The following is a 20,832-nucleotide window of genomic DNA, read 5'->3' as shown; positions in this document are numbered from 1 at the left end:
GCCTGCTACTTTAATCCTTTTTTAACTACCCTTTATTTCGCTCTTTTTCTTTTAAACGAATAGATGAAATATCCTATTATGAATAATACACATAGTCCAATCACAACGTAATACCAGCTATTACTTACTTTAGAGTCTACCTTTGCCTCTGATACGGAATATATTTCCGTGCTTTCTTTTTCTAGAGTAAGCACATAACCATCTTGCCCTTTTTTGATAGTCACTTCCCCAAAGGCTGCATGAAGTTGACTATTTTCCGGAAGCATGTCCTCTGTTAACGTTATTTTTTGCTCCTCAGTTGTATTATTAAACGCAATTAATGTCGTTTCATTTTCGTAAGTTCTTAAGAAGACCGATGTGCCTACTTTATCAACTAATAATTGAAAATCTCCTTTTGTTAAAGACGGATTCTCCTGTCTAAGTTTTCCAAGCTTTGAAATATAGGAGACTAATTCATGATCCTTAAAATCCATCATTCTGCGGTTATCTGGATCATCTCCACCATCCATAGCAATTTCTGTTCCATAATAAACTATTGGAATGCCGGGTGCGGTATACATATACGTTAATGCTAACTTTAACCTTGTTACAGGATCTTCCTCGTTTTCAATTGCTAGACGAGTAAACCGTTTATTATCATGATTATCGATAAAGTTTCCTAGGAGGTATGGATTTTCATATAAAGAACTATTTCGTTCCCATACACCATGCAAGTAACGACCTATTCGTTGATCAGCGCTACTAAAGATTCTTGTAGCATCATTAAAAAAGGGATAATCTACAAAAGAGTCAATACCTGCATTTGCATAATCAGCAACATAGGTTGGATCACTATGCCAAACCTCACCAATTAAAAAGAAATCCTCCTTAACGGATTTTACTTCAGCTGAGAAATCCTCCCAAAAATCTTTAGGTACGTGCTTAACGGTATCCAGGCGATAGCCATCTATATCGGTTTCTTCGATCCACCATGTAGCCATATCAAGCAAGTAATTTCTCACCTCTGGATTTTCCTGTGCTAAATCAGGTAATCCAGCTAATCTACCAGTTTCTACATTTTCTTGATTATCCCAATCCAAAATAGCTTCATCCTCATGAAACCAATCCTGCTTCTGTGGATCGTTTAGCCATGGATGCTGGTAACCAGTGTGATTTACTACCAGGTCTAAGATGACTTTAATATCTCGGTTATGTGCTTCTTCAACAAGTTGTTTAAATTCCTCTAACGTACCAAAATGCTCTTCAACGTTATAGAAATCCTCCGTCCAGTAGCCATGGTAGCCACCCGGTTCATTTTGAACAATTGGTGTTAACCAAATTGCCGTAAAGCCCATTTCTTTTATATAATCCAATTTATCCATAATCCCCTGAAAATCTCCACCATGATAGGCATTAGGGTCATTCATATCAACCTCATAATCATTCGATGTGTCTCCATTATTAAAACGGTCTACCATAATAAAATAAATCATTTCATCTTCCCATGTATGATTGCTATTTTCTTCTGCTGATGCTACAGAAATATGATTACATAACAAAAACACAAGGATGAAAACGGTTAACTTTTTCCTCATTGTCTGCCCCCCTGCTTCATTCCCAATCATTCTATCTTATATTTATCATTTTGTGTACTAAATAACTTCCCTCCTCATGTTGATAGCATAGCAAGCACTTCCTTTCGTACGTGATTTACTTCTATGCAGGATAAAATAGAAAAAGGATGAAAGAGCACTAACAGCTCCCATCCTTTAACAGCTATTGTTATATTTTTACTTGCGAACGAAATACTACTTTTTCATCAGAGGCCGGATACCTTCAATATAAATAAATTTATTAACAACAGTCGATACATCCTAATTTAGCTTCAAGGTATCCCCAGACAGAGCTTCATTTAAGTAATTCACTTCTTTCCGATTTATCAGCAAGTCTAGTCTGGATATCAGCGGTTTTCTTGATTTATCAGCGAATTGTTCAGTATATCAGCGAATCTCCTCCGATATCAGCGTTCCACTGTATCCGCACCATCAAAAAACTCCTGAATCAGAAATCAGTTCTAATTCAGGAGTTAGTTAAAAAATTTTTTAGTTCAAGCCTCTCATAAACTTCTTAAGCTTTGGTGAAAAGAGGAATAAAACGATACCTAATACGATTGCAACTCCACCAATTACACCGAAATACATTATTTCTGTATCTGGTGTATAAAATCTTACAACCTGTGCATTTATCGCTTGTGCAGATGAGTTGGATAGGTTCCATAAACTCATCATTTGTGCAGCGAAGGCAGCAGGTGCAAGTTTTGTGGATGCAGACAATCCTACTGGTGATATTAGTAATTCACCCATTACGATAAGGAAGAAGCATAGCACGAGCCATAATGGACTTACTAATGCACCGGTACCACCATTTAGATATGCTGGCAGCATCATTACGATAAAAGCCAAACCTGCAAAGATTAGTCCGAATGAGAATTTTTGTGAAACAGATGGCTGCTTGTCCCCTAATTTTGTCCACAATCCTGCAAATAATGGTGCAAACATAATAATGAATAATGGATTAAGCGATTGGAACCATGATGCTTTTAACTCAATTCCCATAAAAGTTAAATCAGTACGTTCATTGGCGAATGTTGCAAGGATACTTGATTGTTGTTCTGCGATTGCCCAGAAAACCATCGCTGCGATAAACAATGGAATATAAGCAAGCAGACGAGATTTTTCATCATTTGATGTTTTGGGACTGCGGTACATAAAGATGAAATACGCAGTTGGAATAATAATTCCTAGAATACTTATGGAAAAGATAACGCGTTCAACGGTTAACCAACCACCAGATACACCAGCCCATCCAATAATTCCTATTAATAGAATCACTAGAAGAATAATCTTCGTAATACGACCCTTTTCAGGTTTAGATAATGGATTTGGCACATGAGCACCGGCAAGTCCAAGAAACTTTTTACGAGTGATGACATACACAACTAATCCTACAAACATACCAATTGCTGCAACACCAAATCCTAAATGAAAGTCAACTTCCTCACCTAGTGTTCCAACAACATACGGAGCAATAAATGCACCCATGTTAATACCCATATAATAAATGCTAAAACCAGAATCACGGCGAGGGTCTTTCATGCTATATAGATCCCCAACCATTCCACCAACGTTTGGTTTAAGTAATCCTGTACCTAGAATAATAAAGAACATAGAGGTAAATAAACCTGGTGCTCCTAGTGGTAATGCCAAAATGATATGACCGACCATAATTAGTACTCCACCATGGAATACAGTTCTAGCAGTACCTAATATTCGGTCAGCAATCCAACCACCGATAATACCAGACATATATACAAGCGATCCATAAATCGCCATGATCGAATTAGCAGTTGTTTGATCAATACCAAGTCCACCATCGGACACTTCATAATACATATAGAATAATAGAATGGCACGCATTCCATAGTATGAAAAGCGTTCCCAGAACTCAGTGAAAAATAGCGTTGATAGACCTTTTGGATGACCAAAAAAACCTTTCTGTGGAATGGTTTTTAACATGGCCTCCTTATCATGTGAATTCATAGATGTAAAGCCTCCTGATTTTTTAAATTTCATAAATAAACTGAAAACTCTTATCGAGTCGACTAAAATATTCTAAGGCAAAAATTATAAAGCGTAAAGGGGTTCAGGAAAAATAGAATTCTTCTAAAAAATAATAATATAGCGAATGGTCAATATGTAAGCGATGTATTGCTTATTATCTCCAACAGGATGGGTATCATGATATGTAAAATAGTGGAAAACGAGGTGGAAATATTCATGCAAGAATGGAACTTAATCGTAACCATGCTGTTAAACGTGATTCTTTGATAGAATTGTGAGATACTCAGGGCATGAACCGGTACGGTAAAAGGAAGGGTAAAAATGAACATTGAACAAATGAAGCTAGCATTTACTAAGAAAGGATATGGTGACGCATCCGAACTATTTGATGACATTGGGAGAAATAAGGATATTCTAAAGCCTATTCAGACAATTCTTAATCAATTTGTGAAAGAGTCTACATTACCAGATGATATCCATATCCTCTATATACAATTAAACGCACTTACTACCTTTCATAAAAAATGGAAGACTATTTTACTTCGTGATACAGAGACCATTTTCAAAGAGGTTATTTCTCCATCGGATGATACATCCGTAATTTATTTTAGCGATGCTGAAGCAAAGGAAGTCGTTCAAATCTATGCCGAAGCGATGAAAGGAGAATCAGATTCACAGCTGGAGCTTGGAAAATTTTATAAGTCCATTCAGCGTGACGAATGGGCTTTTCCTTGGTATAAAGCAGCAGCTCAGGCTGGTAATCCAGATGCGTATTATTGGCTAGGAAATTATTATTTTGATGGGGTTGTAGTTGAGCGTGATTTAGAAAAAACCTATCATTATTATAAAAAAGCAGCTAGTATGGGGCACCCTGATGCTCTCAACAATTATGCGGATATGTACTTACGCGGAGAATATGTTGAAAAGAATACTAAACATGCAATAGAGCTATTTAAAATGGCTGCTGATAAAGGCGTTCCAGAAGCTATGTATACACTGGGGTATATGTATGAAAATGGAGTTGGGACAGAAGTAGATTCTGAAGAATCAAGATATTGGTTTACTCAATCTGCACTTTCTGGTGATGTATTCGCTGCAAACCGACTAGGGCATGAAGCCGTTGAAAAAGGAGAGGGGACAGAAGCCATTCACTGGTATACAATGGCAGCTGAAAAGCATGATCCATATGGAGAATTTAACCTCGGCCTTTGCTATGAAAATGGTATCGGTACACCTATTAATCTCAAAAAAGCGAAGTACTGGTATCAGAAATCGGCATTAAAGGGGGATGAACAAGCGAAGGAACGGTTAAAGCACTTATAAGATTTGTACACAATCCCCGCTACTGCTTTAACTTGTAGCGGGGATTATTACTTTACCCATTAACAACTAAGTCAAAATTCTTTAACACAACCGGCTCAACCTCAAAATCCTGTTTCTTCCAAGTCGAGTGCAGGTAAACCGTAGCAATTGCTTGTTGTCTATCATCACCTGATATACCAGCCTCCATTGCTACAATACTTTCAAATATGATGGTCATTTGCTTAGCTATCTTCTTCGCATAATAGGATTGTAAATCCGGTGATAGTTTTATTACTGCTTGAATTCGCTCATAAAGACTTGTAATTTCTTCATCTAAAAGAACAACCAAATCGCTTGCAAAATGATTAGCCACCTTACCTAGTCGAATCTTCATCTCTTCCAGAAAGAATTGATCAACTTGGAATTTATGAAGTAAGCGAAGTACCTCTAATCCAAGAATATTTGCTGTCCCTTCCCATACTGTTAAAACCTGCGCATCACGGAGTAAGCGAGGTGTTACAAAGTCTTCAATATAGCCGTTTCCACCATGCATCTCAATTGCTTCATGTGCAAAATGAATTGCCTGCTCAGCAGTTTCTTTTTTCAATAATGCAACATACAAACGAAATAGTGCATGCTCTTTTGGGCTAACCTCCTTTGTTGTAGTTTTCCCCATCACCTTATCCATCAGGCGAATTACTTCAAATATTGCATTCATTTCTACTTCTTGTTTTGCGACAAGAGTTGTTAAAGTCTCCTGGACCATTGGATAATTGACTAATTGCTGACCAAAGGCATCACGCTCCATGGCATAGCTTTTTGCTTCTAAATAAGCCCGGCGCATGATTCCTAAGGAGGCAATCGCATTGGAAACTCGTGATAGATTAAGCGCCTCCACCATATAATAGAAGCCCTTATCCGCCTCTCCAATCAGATAGCCTATTGCTCCCTGGAATTCCACTTCAGCAGAAGGCACCGCACGAACACCTAGCTTATCCTTTAGACGACGAATGGTTAAATAGCCTTGCTCTCGATTTTCTTCCCAAGGAACTAGAAAAAGACTTAAACCCTTTGTTCCAGTGGGGGCACCTTCCATACGGGCAAGTACCATTGCAATACCACATGCTCCAGCATTACTCGCAAAGTACTTTTCTCCAAAAATACGGTAGCCACTATCATCTTTTACCGCCTTAACTTCATTAGCACCAACATCAGAACCACCCTGTCTCTCTGTTAAGAACGTCGCTCCCTCATACAGCTCAACATCGCCCGTCGCTAATACATTCGGGAGATACTTGTTTTTCAATTCGACTGAAGCATACTGGTCGATTAAATATGCAGTAGCTTTTGTCAACGTTACAGGACAATAAAATCCTGGCTCAGCGTGAGATAAAAGATAGCCCTGGGCAAAAGCATAGACATAATTCCCTTTATGACCTAAGGCTGGAATATCTTTATGAATATAGCCAACAATACCGGCATTATACGTAGCTTGGACGGTTTCCTTATACCCTTCATTTAGCCATACTTTTGATATTTCCTTTCCCATTTTGTCGTATCGAATCAATTTTGGCTGTCCTTCACGATCTGTATGAACAGCCCGTTCGTCAATAATCCCCGCTGTAAGCTCTCCAAATGCATCTAGCTCTTTATTTGCCCATTGAAAGAAATCCTCTGAAAGGGATTGCTGTAGGATTCGCTTTAAATTTGCATCTTCTTGATAAAAATTTCTCATATTAGCTCCTCCTCATGACTCTATCGTTCCACGCAATTGATGCTTTAGTAATTTTATCTGTTGCATTTCTAGGTAACCCATCTATCTCCTCACAATTAGCAATATAGTTCAAATCCACACCAATTTTCGTTGCAATGCTTGCAGTTCATAATTCTTGTACCATTAATCTTCCTTGTTCATCTTTTTCTATATGATGTTTACCGTTGTCACCCGAAATAGTAGCAAATTGGAAAATGTCTTCTTCTTGAAACGTTCTTGAATAGGTGAAACGTTGTCCATTCTTCATCCTATCACCACTTTCAATTGGTCCCTACAGCTTACTCAATCAAAAGAAGCTTCATCGGAAATTCCTTCTACTTCCGTTAATCGCTTCTCGAACTCTTCGATTAAATTTTCCATTTCGCCTCGCATCGCCATTAGATCCTGAATTCGCTCAGACACCTCCCCAATTTTTTCTTTTCCATATTCGATTGTTTTTAAGAGCTGCTTTCTACCAGATGGATCCAAATCAAATAGCTGAAGCATGTTATGGATTTCATCCAGTGTAAATCCGTATCTTTTGCCGCGGAAAATTAATTTTAGTCGTGTTTGTTCCTTCCTTGTAAAAAATCGTTGACCACCTTCACTACGTGGCGGATGAAGTAAACCAACTTCCTCATAGTAACGAATTGTTCTAGTGGAAATATTAAATTGTTTTGCAAGCTCTGAAATCGAATACCGTTTCGTCATGAAATCACCTTTTTGTGAATTTTCTTTCAATAATACGTTATCATTAACGTTAACGTAAAGTTCAAGCTGGAAATCAGAGTAATTTTTTTAAAACCTATATGTTTGCTAACAAATAAAAAAGAAGCATAATGGGGATTCCACTATCCTTCTTCTTACCTTTGTCAATTTACAACCATCTTATGGAAATAGTAACATCTATTTTGATGCTACTATTTGAGCAAGTACTTTTCTAGTGTTCTTGCTGCAATTCATCAGACAGTTAATCAAAGATTTGATTGATAAAAAGTGAACCTCTCCCCCTTTGATTCATGCAGAATTTGAACGCTTATTAATAGATGTTGATTATCAATGTTACAATAAGAATAGATCACTTATTAAGAGCATAAATAAGTGAGATTTAGCTTATATCAAGTAGATTAGTTCCTATAACAAAAAGTAAGAATTTGATTGGATGTGATGATTTTGAAAATAGATCCAAAGGCAAATAAGCTATTACATGAAAAATCTCCATACCTGCTACAGCATGCTTATAACCCTGTTAGCTGGTATTCATGGGGGGATGAAGCATTTCGTAAAGCCCAGCAAGAGAACAAACCAATTTTTCTTTCCATTGGCTACTCGACATGCCATTGGTGTCATGTCATGGCCCATGAGTCATTCGAGGATAAAGAGGTTGCTGGCATTTTAAATGAACATTATATAGCAATTAAGGTTGACCGCGAGGAACGCCCAGATATCGATTCGATTTACATGAAGGTATGTCAGATGATGGCAGGACATGGTGGTTGGCCATTAACTATTTTTATGACACCTGATAAAATTCCTTTTTATGCTGGAACCTACTTTCCAAAGGAAAGTAAGTACGGAAGACCTGGGCTAAAGGAGGCCTTAGTCCAACTACATCATAAATACACAACCGACCCTGACCATATAACCGATGTCACAGAAAGTGTCCAACAAGCATTGGAGCATTCTTCAAGGGAAAAGAGTAAGAATCGACTAACGCTTGAGACAGTTGATCAGGCATATCAACAATTAGGGAAGGGCTTTGATTTTACATATGGTGGTTTTTGGGAAGCACCTAAGTTTCCCCAGCCACAAAACCTGATGTTCTTACTTCGATATTATCATTTCACTGGAAAAACTGCGGCCTTAAAAATGGTAGAAAGCACCCTACAACATATGGCTTCCGGAGGCATTTATGACCATGTCGGATTTGGTTTTGCTAGATATTCTACCGATGAAAAATGGCTTGTACCTCATTTTGAGAAAATGCTATATGACAATGCATTATTGCTTATTGTATATACAGAATGTTATCAGGTTACTAAGAATCCTTTCTATCAAAAGATAGCGGAGGAAATCATTCAATTTATTCAACGAGAGATGACGGGTCCAGAGGGAGCATTTTATTCAGCCATTGATGCAGATTCGGAAGGGATTGAAGGAAAATATTACGTGTGGGAAGATGAGGAAATTTATGATATTTTGGGCGAGGATTTAGGTGAGATATATACAACCGCCTATGGCATAACGCCATATGGTAATTTTGAAGGAAAGAATATTCCAAATCTCATTCATGCTAATTTGGAAAGTACAGCAGATGCCTTCGATCTATCCTTGGAATCCTTATGGCAACATTTAGAGGAAGCACGACAAAAGCTACTGGTGGAGCGTGAAAAACGACTATATCCCCATGTGGATGATAAGGTTTTGACCTCTTGGAATGCCATGATGATTGCTGGATTAGCGAAGGCAAGCAGGGTATTTCAAAAAGAAGAATATCGATTAATCGCTCAAAAGGCGCTTCAATTTATTGAAGAGAAGCTAACTATAAAAGAAAGACTCATGGCGCGTTATCGTGATGGTGAAACAAAATACAAAGCATACCTTGATGATTATGCTTATGTAGCATGGGCTTATCATGAAATGTATCAGGCAACCTTTGATATAAATTATTTGGCTCGCGGTAAAGACACAATAAATCAGATGATCGAATTATTCTGGGATGAAGAGAATGGTGGCTATTTCTTCAGTGGCAACGATAGTGAGAAGCTTATTTCTAGTGATAAGGAAATATACGATGGTGCAACCCCTTCAGGTAATGGCGTAGCAGCTTTTATACTAGCACAGATGGGGTATGTAACTGGTGAAACCACCTATTTAGATAAACTAGAGGAAATGTATTATACGTTCCAAGAGGATGTAAATCGTCAAGCATCGGCCGGAGCTTTCTTTATTCAGAGCTTACTTCTGAGCGAGAATTCAACAAAAGAAGTCGTTATCCTAGGCGAAGACGATGCTTCCAGGAGGAGAATGATCCAATCCTTGCAGGAAAGTTTCACACCTGATATTGCGCTCGTCGTAGCCAATAATCCGGACGTATTTCAAAATGTCGTATCATTTGCAGCTAACTATAAACAGAAAGACGACAAAACAACCGTCTATGTATGTGAAAATTTTGCATGTCACCAACCAACAACAGACATCGAAACAGCGCTTCAATCACTACTATAAAAAAGCAAGAATTCTAGCAAATATGTTTAAAGAGCAGGAGCATCCCGATCCCCTGCTCTTTTCATGAGAGTTAGTTCCATTAAACAACCAAAAAAATAAATGCCAATATAAGGCAAACAATTGCAGCATACTTTGCTTGTTTCGTAACACGTTTATCTTCATTATGTAAGTTCTCAATAAATGTTAGTGTATAGTAAAAGCAAAGGATAAAAAATAGAATTTCGATATACATATGATTCCACCATTTCTAATAAATTCAGCCTTAACCTTTCTGCTACTATAATCTTAGCATAACTTTCTGATTTTTTATTAGTTCTACAAAAAAAGTACAGGAATTCATCAAGATTCCTGTACTCTTCCTTACAAATGACGATAAAGCGGTTGGTTACGATTATTGCTTCAATTGATTTAATTCCTGCATACTTTCTTGTACAAGTGTTACCGCTTGGCTCATCGCAGCCCCTCCACCAAATGCAGCAGTCACTCCTACAGCCTCTAGTATCTCGTCCTCTGAGCAGCCTTGGTCAAGACATCCTTTAGTATGGTAAATAATACAGTATTCATCTTGAGAAAAAAGACTAATCCCTAAGGCAATAAGCTGCTTCTCTTTTTGTGACAATACACCTTCCTTAAAGCATTCCTCTGTAAAAGCATTATAAAGCTCAGCTAGCTTCGGCATTTTTTGTGTAAAGGTACCTAGTCCTGCTTTATAATCAAGTAATGCTGCTTCTGTTGCATTTCTAGCTTCCATTTCCATTTTATCATTCAACTCCATCTCTGATATTTTCACCTCTAAAAATTAGTATGAGCTAATTTTTAGCGAGTAATCCATCCAAATAAAAATCAATTTAACGTGCTAAAGATTTTTTTAGTATTGATACATTTTTAAGGCATTATTATTGATTTATAGTTACACTTGTATTGATATACCAAAAGATTAGCCACATAAAGTAGAGTTCGTTATAATAACTGTTATAGCAATGAATAGTTAGGAGAATGTAATATGGTAAAAGTAAAAATGAATGTACAAACTGCGTATCATGGAGAGCTTTTCCGTGCTGGAAAGGTGTATGAAGTAGACGAAGCTACTGCGAAGCGATGGGTAGCTAGTAAACTAGCAATAATGGTAGAAGAAGCGTAAGCCTTATAAAAAAATACCTCTAATGATATAAGAGCATGTCCCTCTAAATACCCTCAGAACAAAATACTTACAAAAAAGTCCCGCTAGCTAATGCTAACGGGACTTTGTCCTATATTAACGATTCGCAAAAAATTCCTCCGCCTTCTCTAGGAAAACCTCTTGCTCTGGTGTTAAATCGTATTCTTCCTCAATTGCATTAACTGGACATGCAGCTTTACAAGCTCCACAATCGATACAAATATCTGGATCTATGTAGAACTGATCTGGACCTTCTTCTATACAATCAACCGGGCAGACACTGACACATTCAGCTGCTTTTTCTTGTCTGCATGGATCTAAAATAACAAAAGCCATCTATTGTAACCCTCCCTAATAAGATATTCAAGGTACATCTTCATCTTAATGATACAACTACTAGTATTTCAAGTAAACAGCTTTATTTCTTTGATTCTATTATTTTCTGTAATGAACAGCTTGTTAAAAACTTAACTTAGCTGGAACATTTTTATGATACTATTAGAAGTAACTGTGAACTGATATGGTCATAACTATCTTCAAGTAGGAGTATTGAAAATGTATATTAAAGGTGAATTGAAAATTAATAATTTGAATGCTCTTCAGCAAAACTATCTTCATACCTCTGAAAAAGTAAAAAGACGCTTAACTATTGCAACATATATATCTGCTGTTTTAGTGTTCATGATACTTTCTATTATCCAACCTAGTTTACACCCAATTCATGTAGCTATACATCTGATAACGGCGATATTATTAGCGATGCTTGTTCCCTATATTGTAAGACAAAGAACAATGAATTTATTTAGGAAAAGTGAACTTAACAAACGACTTGGCCCATTCTCCTTACATCTAACGGAAAAAGGGATTGAAGTAAATAAAAAATTCTTACATAAGCAGGTTTCTTGGAAAGAAATAAGAATTATGGCTTCTGATGAAAAGCATTTATTTCTTTACCAAAGCAACCAATCAGCAATTATCATTCCAAAGGCCTTTGTAGGTTCCATGAATCAATTAGTCGAATATATTTCTAAATATGCTAGTGAGCTAGAGATAAAAAGCAAGATAAAGACTAAATTTACAAGAAAGCAAAAGGGAGTATTGATTACCTTGCTAGTGATTGTTCTAGCCCTGCTTGTGGGTATGGATTATTACTATTTTTAACGATAATAATACTTAACAGAGCACATTTCTAGCCTATTTAAAAAGAGAGCAATTCTGGGGATTGCTCTCTTTCAGCCTGTTAAAGTTTTGTACATCACAATGTGTGGACCAATGGGTGGATAATCAAAAACCTCACCATATGCTTGAAAACCTAACCGTTGGTAATATGCTTGAACAGTAGTTCTACCTTTACACCATAAGAATTCAATACCATTTCCCTTAAGTATATCTTCTGCATACCGAACTACTTCCCTACCTGCTCCTACCCTACGATAACCCTCCAGTGTTGCCATCGCTCGCAAGCGATATTGTTTACCCGTTGGGAAATCAGGGTTATTGTCAACACAGAATGAAGCAATACTTATCAGCTGTCCTTGGTAAAAAGCCCCAACATGAAAGGAGCCATTCCTATCATCCGTATCATACTTACAATCCTCCATTCCTTGATGAGGACGAAGTATTTTATGTCTAAGATCATAGGTCATTTCTGTACTAATTTGTTTTACCTCTAGCATAATTCTCTCCTATTTCTAAGACTATGATAACTATAATTCTCGCTTTATGTGGTATTTTCCTGCATGAACTTGAAAATAGTTGCATGATAAAAAACACCCCGATATAACGTAATCGAGGTGCTCTGATTATTTATCTTTTAATTTTGCTAATGCATCTGCTAATGCATTATTTGCAAAACCATCATCCTGTTTTTTCAAATACTTATTCACATCTTTTTTGGATACCTTATGCTTCTTTTCTTGTTCCTTCCGTTTATTAAACGCTGATAGCTTTTCACGATGTCCACAAGAACAGGTAAATGTTTGCCCTTCCCCTTCACCACGTAATTCTAGACGCTTATGACAATTTGGACAACGAGCATTCGTTTTTTTGGCTATATTTTTCTTATGACCACAGGAACGATCTTGACAGACAAGCATACGTCCATGTTTATTGTTGACTTCAAGCATTAATTTCCCACAATCCGGGCATTTCGTTCCCGTCATATTGTCATGCTTAAATTTGGTATCATTACCCTTTATCTCTTGGATAATTTCTTTTGTATAATCTTTTATTTCTGCAATGAATTTATTTTTATTTAGTTTTCCTTCAGCTATCAAGCTTAGTTTCTGCTCCCATTCCGCTGTTAACGCTGGAGAGCGTAAATCTTCAGGTGCAAGTTCCAATAGTTGCTTCCCTTTAGAGGAAATAAATATATGCTTACCCTTAAGCTCCATATACCCACTATTGAATAGCTTATCAATAATATCTGCACGAGTTGCAACTGTGCCAATACCACCAGTTTTTTGCAAGGTTCCTGCTAAATGCTTCTCATCCGGATTCATAAAACGAACTGGATTTTCCATTGCTTGAAGAAGCGCTCCCTCTGTGAATCGCTCTGGTGGCTTCGTCTCACCCGTAGTCAATACGATGGTAACATTAGAAAAGCTATCCCCCTGTTTAAGGACAGGTAAGCGCTGATCATCCAACTTTTCCTCGTCATCATAATTCCGATCATAAACTGCTTTCCAGCCTTGATCTTTTACTACCTTACCTTTAGCAGTAAAAGATTCCGAGCCTATCTCTGAATAAATGGTTGTTTGTTCATATTCATAGGGATTCATTAAAACGGCCAAGAAGCGCTTCACGACTAAATCATAAACCTTCCGCTCTTTATCATCCAAATCCGCAAGTATAACAGGTTCTTCAGTTGGGATAATTGCATGGTGGTCACTTACCTTCGAATTATCCACAACTGATTTCGGCAGCTTACGGTTCTCCTGACGAAGTAGTTTCTGGGCGAACGAAGCATATTGATCCACTCCACATGCCTTTAAGCGGTCTTTAATGGTAGGTACAATGTCAGTTGAAATAACACGAGAATCTGTTCTTGGATATGTTAATACCTTATGTCGTTCATATAGCTTTTGCATAATAGACAAGGTTTGTTTCCCGGAATAGCCGAAAATACGATTCGCATCTCGTTGTAATTCCGTTAAATCATAAAGCTGTGGTGCAAATTTCTTTTTATACATCTTATCGACTTTTACAATTTTAGCAGGCTGCTTTTTCAATCTCTCTAGTAATGCTTCTGCTTTTTCTTTGGAAAAAATACGTGTGTTATTCTTTTCGTCCTGCCAAGTGAAGCTAACTCCATTTGTTTTTGCCTGTAATCCAAAGAATTTTTGCGGCTCAAAATTCTTAATCTCATTCTCTCTAAATGCTACCATACCTAAAGTTGGCGTTTGTACCCGTCCACTAGAAAGCTGAGCATTAAATTTGGTTGTCAGTGCACGAGTCGCATTCAATCCAACATACCAATCTGCCTCTGAACGGGCAACCGCTGATGCATATAAGTTTTCGTATTTACTTCCTGGCTTCAGTTGATTAAAACCATCTCGGATTGCTTTATCGGTAACGGATGAAATCCATAGACGTTTAATCGGTTTATGAACACGTGCTTTTTCAACAATCCATCTCGCAACTAGTTCCCCTTCACGACCAGCATCGGTTGCAATGACAATCTCGGAGACATCGTTACGATTCATTTGAGTTTTAACAGCACTGAATTGTTTTCCCGTCTTTTTCATGACGACAAGTTTTAGATTAGATGGTAGCATTGGTAAATCCTCTAATCGCCATGTTTTATATTTATCATCATAGGTCTCGGGATCTGCTAATGTCACCAAATGTCCAAGTGCCCATGTTACAATGTATTTTGATCCTTCCATAAACCCATTGCCTTTTTTTCCACAATTTAATACGCGGGCAATATCCCGGCCAACGGATGGTTTTTCTGCTAATACAAGTGTTTTACTCATGATTGTGGTTCCTCTCTATATTCTTTTCCCTTACAAATTCTTAACATCATTCTATTTGCTTTCTTTATTCGTAAATAGAAGAGAAACATAATAATAGATTAACGATGCAATGACGCCGCCAATAATATAGGTTAATAAGTCTCGGGAAAGAAGCTGTTCATCTTCCGTCACTCTTAAGATAGCCACATAGATGAATGCCACGACTATCCCAGCCAATATAAACAATCCATATCTTGTATAATGACGTGTCAATTGGGAAGTATTATTTATTTTATTCACTACCTTATCGATTAAATAGGAGATAGGAATTCCTGCGATTAAATATACCGGTGCTGCATACATAGCAAAAAATACCATTGGTATCCAAAAATTTTCAAACGTTTGCGCGGAGCTAGTAAAATAATTCAACAGCCCCATTACAGCGCTAAATACTATGGTCGACAAAACTGCCGCTAAGATTTTTTTTAACACAATACTCCTCCATTAACTTACTGTTCTTACTATCTACGATACCAGAATCTCGCCTAACATCACAAATATAAGCGAAGGATACTAATTTCACCGGAATAGTCAACATGCTAGTTACCCTATGCACACTAACAGAAAAACGCGATAAAGAGATAGTAATTTTTTCACTACTATCCCTTTATAAATCGAAGAAATTCAGTCTTTTCAGTATTTATTTATCAATAGTTGATGTGTACCATGTTTCCCAGTCCGAAACTTTATCAGGTAGTACGTAAGAAGACATCGTAGTTCTTTGGTTCTGAAAACCAGTACCACCAAGAACAATTTTCACATCTGGAAAATCTCTACGACATGTCTTAACCCAAGCCTCTAGTTCTTCTATGTTATCTGGATTTGTAATGGAAATAACTACTAAAGATATATCCTTCATTCTGATAATAGCAGGAAGCTCGTTTAATGGTGTATCTGGTCCTAAATACGTGATATCTAGACCTTTGTTTCGTAAGAACAAACTAAAGAGCATTAATCCCATTTGATGGTGTTCACCTTCAGGACATAAGGACAGCCCTTTCGGTAAATTTGGTTGAATGGGGAGCGACCATAGAAACTGAGAGCATCTTTGCATAATTATCTGAGAAGAAAAATGCTCCTGGGCAACCGCTATTTTTCCATCCTCCCATTCCGTACCAATCCGGTACAATACAGGAGCAAGAATGTTATGGAACACGTCAACGTAGTTATATAACGAAAATGCTAAATCTATCGTTTTATGCGCTTTGATTGTATTGAGACCGATTAAATCTTGATAAAGCATCTCAATAAGATTATCCCGTTCTTTCTTAATGGTATATAGTTCTACATCAGCTACCCGATCCACCGTTTTTTGTTTTAATAAGGAAACGGCTTCGCTAATCTTCAAATCCTTTTCGTCCATTTGATTCTTTATCCAATTAAGCGTATTGATGTCTTCTTCACTATACAAACGATGTCCGCCATTACTCCGCACAGGATTAATAATCTGATATCTTTTTTCCCATGCACGAATCGTTACCGTGGGAATACCTAGCATTTCAGAAACTTTTTTTATACTATACATATTTCATACACCCCATATTACTTGTACATAAACTATACAAAATCTACGAATTAAAATCAAATAAAACAAAATTCTTGCAAAAAATGTATAAGTTTTGTATATTTTTAATTAAAATTGATACATAAATCATACAAAAAAGGATAAAAAGGAGCAGAAGAATAGCATGAATATTACAAAACCTATACAAAATACTAGGACAAATGAGATAGAAATCAGCTCAGCCTTTGCTGCAATTGAGCAATCATTGGCCATGATACAGTTTGACACACAAGGTAACGTACTTTGGGCAAATAATAATTTTGCAAAAACCATGGGGTATGAAGCTTGGGAGATGCCTGGATTGAAGCACAGTCAATTTTGTCTACCAGAATTTGCAAATAGTCCTAAGTATCGTGAGTTTTGGGACAATTTAAGGAGTGGTCAAACGTTTCAGAAAAAAATATTACGAGTAACAAAGGATCAGCGTCTTCTATGGTTTGAAGCGACCTACACTCCTGTTTATAACAGTGAAGGATATGTTCAAGGGGTTATTAAAGTGGCAACAGATATAACGAAACGTGAAAATGCTGTCTCCGAATTAACAAGAGAATTACAACAGATGGCAGAACGACTCTTAAAACGTGCAGATGAAGGTGTCTCTAGTGGTCAAGAAATAGAGTCGTCTATTAAACAAGCTGTGAAGGAAACAAATGACAATATGCAAGTGCTTCAATTATTGGAACGAAAAGCAGAATCAGTTAAGAAGCTTACAGATAAAATTCGTAGTATTGCTGATTATACCAATTTACTCGCTCTTAATGCTGCAATTGAAGCTGCCCATGCGAAAGAATATGGTCGTGGATTTAATGTGGTGGCAAATGAAGTTCGTAAATTAGCCAGCCAAACAGAGGAGGCTACAAAAGAAGTAAACTCGGATTTAGAAAGTATAACCGTACAAGTTGAAGAAATTGTAAAAGGAATGAAAAATTCTCAAACCATTATCATAGATGGTCAAACGCTTGTAAATAAGGCAGTTGAAGAATTTACTGGTATCGGGCAAGCTGCAGATCAACTAGATAGGCAAGCGAAAACTTTAGGTGACGTAATCTAACGATTCAACAGAATATCAAGGAAATACGTTATGAAGCATCTTGCGTTAAATTGGGAGATGGTTTCTTAGGAGGTAATAGATCCATGCATTGTAAAAGTTGCTTAATAGAGGGATTAGAATATGAAATTCGGTTTGAAGGTAATCACAATCAGTCTGTGATACCAAACATAATTAACCACTTAAACAGAAGAAAAATAGATGTAAAAGTACAAGATAATCTATTGTTTATAAAGGAAATGGGAGTAAACGAGCTAATAGACTTCTGTAGGGATCATATGCAATTAGCATTGGTCTATTTTCGCTTGCCGAACCAAGAGTGGAAACCATTATCAACCATTCAAGAAACACTTGATATGCAGTGGATTGATGAAGTAATTAAAAAGAAACAGCTCACTTGTTATTTTCAACCTATTGTAGATGAAAGAGAAAATATTTTTGCATATGAAATCCTTTCAAGATTTGTCAAAGAAGATGGGACTTTGATTTATCCGGATGTTATTTTTGAAGCAGCCAGAAAACGTGGAAGGCTATATGCTTTGGATAGATTGTGTAGATTAACTGCAGTAAAATCTGCTGCAAAGATTAAGGATAAAAAGGTTTTCATTAACTTCATTCCAACATCAATATATTCTCCAGAATTCTGTTTACAATCGACAACACGATTGGCAAACACATTGGGTATAAACCCTTCTCAACTTTGTTTTGAGGTGGTAGAAACAGAAAGAGTAGACGATGTTAATCATTTAAAAGAAATCTTATCATACTACAAAGAAAAGGGATTCGAATATGCGCTAGATGATGTTGGGGAGGGGTATAACACTATCGAAATGATAGAGGATATTACACCACATTATATGAAATTGGATATGCAGTTTGTACAAGGGGTTGCAGTCGATTTCAATAAACAGCAAGTTGCAAAATCAATGCTACGTAAGTCCATTGAACTCGGCTCAATCCCACTAGCAGAGGGAATAGAATCAAAGGAAGACTTTGAGTGGCTAAAACGGGAAGGATATAAGCTTTTTCAAGGTTATTTATTCGGTAAACCTACACCTGAAATTGATGATGTCATTTGATTGAGACTTTTGAATTCGGTTTATCAAGTTCCGATAGCACACATCCAAGGAAGCTTCCATACAATAGCGTAGAAACAGTAAAGGATATGGTGCTATGCTATTTTATACTGGATTACTATTCTTAGTTTTTGCTGTAAGTATCGATGGATTAGGCGTAGGAATTACGTATGGAATGCGTAAAATCGTTGTACCAAAAAGTGCTTTATTCGTCATCATGATCTGTTCTGGAATTGTTGTTCTCCTTTCTATGGAGATTGGCGGTATGCTTCATGCTTTTCTATCGGTCAGTATTGCTAAATCAATTGGGGGAGCAATATTAATATTTATAGGAATATTCTCCTTAATTAACTCCGTTAGAAGCCAACTTAATAAAAACACAGAGGTATCACCAGAAGATCATGAAGCGATAAACTTTCAAAAATTCCGTACCGTCATGACGACACCCGATAAAGCAGATTTAGACCGCTCTGGAACAATCTCTATCGGAGAAGCAATATTATTAGGAACTGCTCTAGCTTTAGATGCATTCGGAGCTGGGATCGGCGCAGCTATCCTGGGATATCCGCCAATGATTACTTCTATTTTAATTGCTGTTATGAGTGGTATGTTTGTCTACTATGGAATAAAAATTGGAATTGTTCTATCCAATAATAAACGTATGGAACGTATGAACTTTTTACCCCCAGTCCTGTTAATTACGCTCGGTGTATTAAATTTATTTTAAATACTGTGTCGCGCAAAATCTACTTGGTTTTGCGCGACTATTTGTTTATTACAGATCGTGGGCCGCTATCTAATAGTAAATTGACACTAGAAAGTTATACAAAGAATGTAGAATAATGACGGACCAGAGTGAATTGGATTTCCTATATATAAATCCGAAAATAATACCTAAAACAAAAGCAGTAGCCATAGAAGCTAGAATATATGGCAATTCGAATAACCCTTTATAAATCCAGATTGGAAAATGGATCGACACAAAAAGGAGTGAAGTTAGTATATTTGCTTGCCAAAAACTATTGGAATCCATTAGTTTTCTTAATAAGAACCCTCTAAAGACAATTTCCTCCGTTATTCCTACTAGAAGGACTGTATTAAGCAGCTCATTAATGCTTAAATTAAATCCAATGTCATTCTCTAATACAATTAAATTTAAAATAAAGAAGTAAAGAATTAAAGCAGTTGTGCCCCATACAGTCCATATCAATCCTTTTTTATAATGATCGCGTAATCCTAAATAGCTTAATACATTTTGTTTTTCTACTGTTCTAACGATTAGGATAACCGGAAGTATCCAGATAATGATTTTAATAATTGCTGAGATAATAGCGTTAAGAACAGAGTCCATCAAATCTATATATTGAACAAACCATAATTCTCTTATACACCAAAGTGAGTAGAATGATAAAAAATAAAGCCAAATATAATTCTTATTTACTCTAGGTTCCATTAGAATTCAACACCTCATTATTAAACTACTCTAGAAGAAAAAATAAAAATTCGATAAGTAATACTATTAACATAGTACTACTTATTTATCTTTTAGTCTTCTATTCAACGAATACTTCATATCCAATTGTGAATACTTAACATGCACCTCCCAACTTAATAGGACGCTTACTCCATTACACTTCTATTGAAAGTAACTTACTTCCCTGTATAAAAATAAAAAACCCGAAAGTTTATTAACCTTCTGGGTTTGAGTAGCGACTATGAATATTATTCTTCTTATACGTTGGATGGGTGAATTCAACCAATTCGAGTGATAAGGCTAAAAAGCGATTTGCAAAAGCCGCTTCAAAATGCTGTTCCATTGCAGCAAACACCTGATTACAGGCGTTTTTTTTCTCTTTTTCTGTACGACCTTTCCCGATTTTGAGCGTAACATGAACAAATGCATCCTCTTGATTGGAACCATCTGCGACGACATAATCATGCAACTCTATTGCTCTAGAGCGAATACCTCCAATCGGGAAGGTATCACCAGCTGCAATGAGGGACTGATTGATTTTGAGTAGAAGTGATTTGATATTTCCGTTTTCTTTTAAATTTGTTGTATACTCCACAATGACATGTGGCATAAT

Annotated in this window: 21 protein-coding genes; 7 read left to right on the top strand and 14 right to left on the bottom strand. The window is 36.7% G+C overall.

From position 1 onward, the window contains the following. Nucleotides 1-32: 32 nt before the first annotated feature. A complete protein-coding gene (locus tag ABC228_RS15795) occupies nt 33-1,574 on the bottom strand; it encodes an alpha-amylase family glycosyl hydrolase (protein WP_345826139.1) in 1,542 nt (513 codons plus the stop codon). Nucleotides 1,575-2,081: 507 nt separating this feature from the next. After that, nucleotides 2,082-3,578, bottom strand: a complete 1,497-nt coding sequence (locus tag ABC228_RS15790) for a peptide MFS transporter (protein WP_345826138.1) — start codon at nt 3,576-3,578, stop codon at nt 2,082-2,084. Between the two features lie 342 nt (nt 3,579-3,920). Here ABC228_RS15790 and ABC228_RS15785 point away from each other — a divergent pair, with 342 nt between their 5' ends. Next, complete coding sequence (locus ABC228_RS15785; RefSeq protein ID WP_345826137.1) at nt 3,921-4,922, top strand: tetratricopeptide repeat protein; 1,002 nt, start codon at nt 3,921-3,923, stop codon at nt 4,920-4,922. Nucleotides 4,923-4,974: 52 nt separating this feature from the next. Here the strand turns inward: ABC228_RS15785 and ABC228_RS15780 are convergent, their stop codons facing one another. From ABC228_RS15780 to ABC228_RS15770, 3 genes are all read right to left on the bottom strand, one after another. After that, nucleotides 4,975-6,636 carry an acyl-CoA dehydrogenase family protein gene (locus tag ABC228_RS15780; protein ID WP_345826136.1) on the bottom strand — a complete coding sequence of 554 codons (1,662 nt, stop codon included), beginning with the start codon at nt 6,634-6,636 and terminating at the stop codon, nt 4,975-4,977. A 145-nt stretch (nt 6,637-6,781) separates the two neighbouring features. Beyond that, nucleotides 6,782-6,922 (bottom strand): hotdog family protein, encoded by a 141-nt coding sequence (locus tag ABC228_RS15775; protein ID WP_345826135.1) that lies wholly within the window; start codon nt 6,920-6,922, stop codon nt 6,782-6,784. Between the two features lie 35 nt (nt 6,923-6,957). After that, on the bottom strand, nt 6,958-7,365 hold the full coding sequence (locus ABC228_RS15770) for a MerR family transcriptional regulator (RefSeq protein ID WP_345826134.1): 408 nt from the start codon (nt 7,363-7,365) through the stop codon (nt 6,958-6,960). 456 nt (nt 7,366-7,821) lie between these two features. Between ABC228_RS15770 and ABC228_RS15765 the strand changes: the two genes are divergently transcribed. Further along, the gene (locus ABC228_RS15765) at nt 7,822-9,882 is read left to right on the top strand and encodes a thioredoxin domain-containing protein (RefSeq protein WP_345826243.1); all 2,061 of its coding nucleotides are present in this window, start codon (nt 7,822-7,824) and stop codon (nt 9,880-9,882) included. A 79-nt stretch (nt 9,883-9,961) separates the two neighbouring features. Here ABC228_RS15765 and ABC228_RS15760 read toward each other — a convergent pair whose 3' ends face one another. Together ABC228_RS15760 and ABC228_RS15755 are read right to left on the bottom strand one after the other, a co-directional pair. Then, nucleotides 9,962-10,114, bottom strand: coding sequence for a hypothetical protein (locus ABC228_RS15760; protein ID WP_345826133.1), 153 nt, complete (start codon nt 10,112-10,114; stop codon nt 9,962-9,964). A gap of 159 nt (nt 10,115-10,273) precedes the next feature. Further along, nucleotides 10,274-10,639: a carboxymuconolactone decarboxylase family protein gene (locus ABC228_RS15755; RefSeq protein WP_345826242.1), complete on the bottom strand. Its 366-nt coding sequence runs from the start codon at nt 10,637-10,639 to the stop codon at nt 10,274-10,276. Between the two features lie 246 nt (nt 10,640-10,885). Between ABC228_RS15755 and ABC228_RS15750 the strand changes: the two genes are divergently transcribed. After that, complete coding sequence (locus ABC228_RS15750; protein ID WP_345826132.1) at nt 10,886-11,023, top strand: hypothetical protein; 138 nt, start codon at nt 10,886-10,888, stop codon at nt 11,021-11,023. 114 nt (nt 11,024-11,137) lie between these two features. Here ABC228_RS15750 and ABC228_RS15745 read toward each other — a convergent pair whose 3' ends face one another. After that, nucleotides 11,138-11,377, bottom strand: coding sequence for a DUF362 domain-containing protein (locus ABC228_RS15745; protein WP_186870380.1), 240 nt, complete (start codon nt 11,375-11,377; stop codon nt 11,138-11,140). A 219-nt stretch (nt 11,378-11,596) separates the two neighbouring features. Here ABC228_RS15745 and ABC228_RS15740 point away from each other — a divergent pair, with 219 nt between their 5' ends. Next, nucleotides 11,597-12,202 (top strand): YcxB family protein, encoded by a 606-nt coding sequence (locus tag ABC228_RS15740; RefSeq protein WP_345826131.1) that lies wholly within the window; start codon nt 11,597-11,599, stop codon nt 12,200-12,202. Nucleotides 12,203-12,273: 71 nt separating this feature from the next. Here the strand turns inward: ABC228_RS15740 and ABC228_RS15735 are convergent, their stop codons facing one another. From ABC228_RS15735 to ABC228_RS15720, 4 genes are all read right to left on the bottom strand, one after another. Next, a complete protein-coding gene (locus ABC228_RS15735; RefSeq protein WP_345826130.1) occupies nt 12,274-12,717 on the bottom strand; it encodes a GNAT family N-acetyltransferase in 444 nt (147 codons plus the stop codon). Between the two features lie 126 nt (nt 12,718-12,843). Then, nucleotides 12,844-15,018 (bottom strand): DNA topoisomerase III, encoded by a 2,175-nt coding sequence (locus ABC228_RS15730; protein WP_345826129.1) that lies wholly within the window; start codon nt 15,016-15,018, stop codon nt 12,844-12,846. Between the two features lie 51 nt (nt 15,019-15,069). After that, the gene (locus ABC228_RS15725; protein ID WP_345826128.1) at nt 15,070-15,489 is read right to left on the bottom strand and encodes a hypothetical protein; all 420 of its coding nucleotides are present in this window, start codon (nt 15,487-15,489) and stop codon (nt 15,070-15,072) included. 208 nt (nt 15,490-15,697) lie between these two features. Further along, complete coding sequence (locus ABC228_RS15720; protein ID WP_345826127.1) at nt 15,698-16,582, bottom strand: MerR family transcriptional regulator; 885 nt, start codon at nt 16,580-16,582, stop codon at nt 15,698-15,700. Between the two features lie 163 nt (nt 16,583-16,745). On the opposite strand from ABC228_RS15720, the gene ABC228_RS15715 reads away from it, so the two are divergent. The 3 genes from ABC228_RS15715 to ytaF all read left to right on the top strand — a co-directional run bounded on the left by ABC228_RS15715 (nt 16,746) and on the right by ytaF (nt 19,472). Next, nucleotides 16,746-17,672: a methyl-accepting chemotaxis protein gene (locus tag ABC228_RS15715; RefSeq protein ID WP_345826126.1), complete on the top strand. Its 927-nt coding sequence runs from the start codon at nt 16,746-16,748 to the stop codon at nt 17,670-17,672. A gap of 83 nt (nt 17,673-17,755) precedes the next feature. Next, a complete protein-coding gene (locus tag ABC228_RS15710; protein ID WP_345826125.1) occupies nt 17,756-18,748 on the top strand; it encodes an EAL domain-containing protein in 993 nt (330 codons plus the stop codon). A gap of 94 nt (nt 18,749-18,842) precedes the next feature. After that, a complete protein-coding gene (gene ytaF, locus ABC228_RS15705; protein ID WP_345826124.1) occupies nt 18,843-19,472 on the top strand; it encodes a sporulation membrane protein YtaF in 630 nt (209 codons plus the stop codon). Between the two features lie 69 nt (nt 19,473-19,541). Here the strand turns inward: ytaF and ABC228_RS15700 are convergent, their stop codons facing one another. Next, on the bottom strand, nt 19,542-20,198 hold the full coding sequence (locus ABC228_RS15700; RefSeq protein WP_345826123.1) for a CPBP family intramembrane glutamic endopeptidase: 657 nt from the start codon (nt 20,196-20,198) through the stop codon (nt 19,542-19,544). Between the two features lie 235 nt (nt 20,199-20,433). After that, nucleotides 20,434-20,829 (bottom strand): 5-carboxymethyl-2-hydroxymuconate Delta-isomerase, encoded by a 396-nt coding sequence (locus ABC228_RS15695; protein ID WP_345826122.1) that lies wholly within the window; start codon nt 20,827-20,829, stop codon nt 20,434-20,436. Nucleotides 20,830-20,832 lie beyond the last annotated feature (3 nt).

Source organism: Ornithinibacillus xuwenensis, assembly GCF_039614845.1.
GTDB lineage: Bacteria > Bacillota > Bacilli > Bacillales > Amphibacillaceae > Ornithinibacillus > Ornithinibacillus xuwenensis.
The sequence above is the reverse complement of the archived record's forward strand: the minus strand, read 5'-3'. Positions and strand labels throughout refer to the sequence as shown.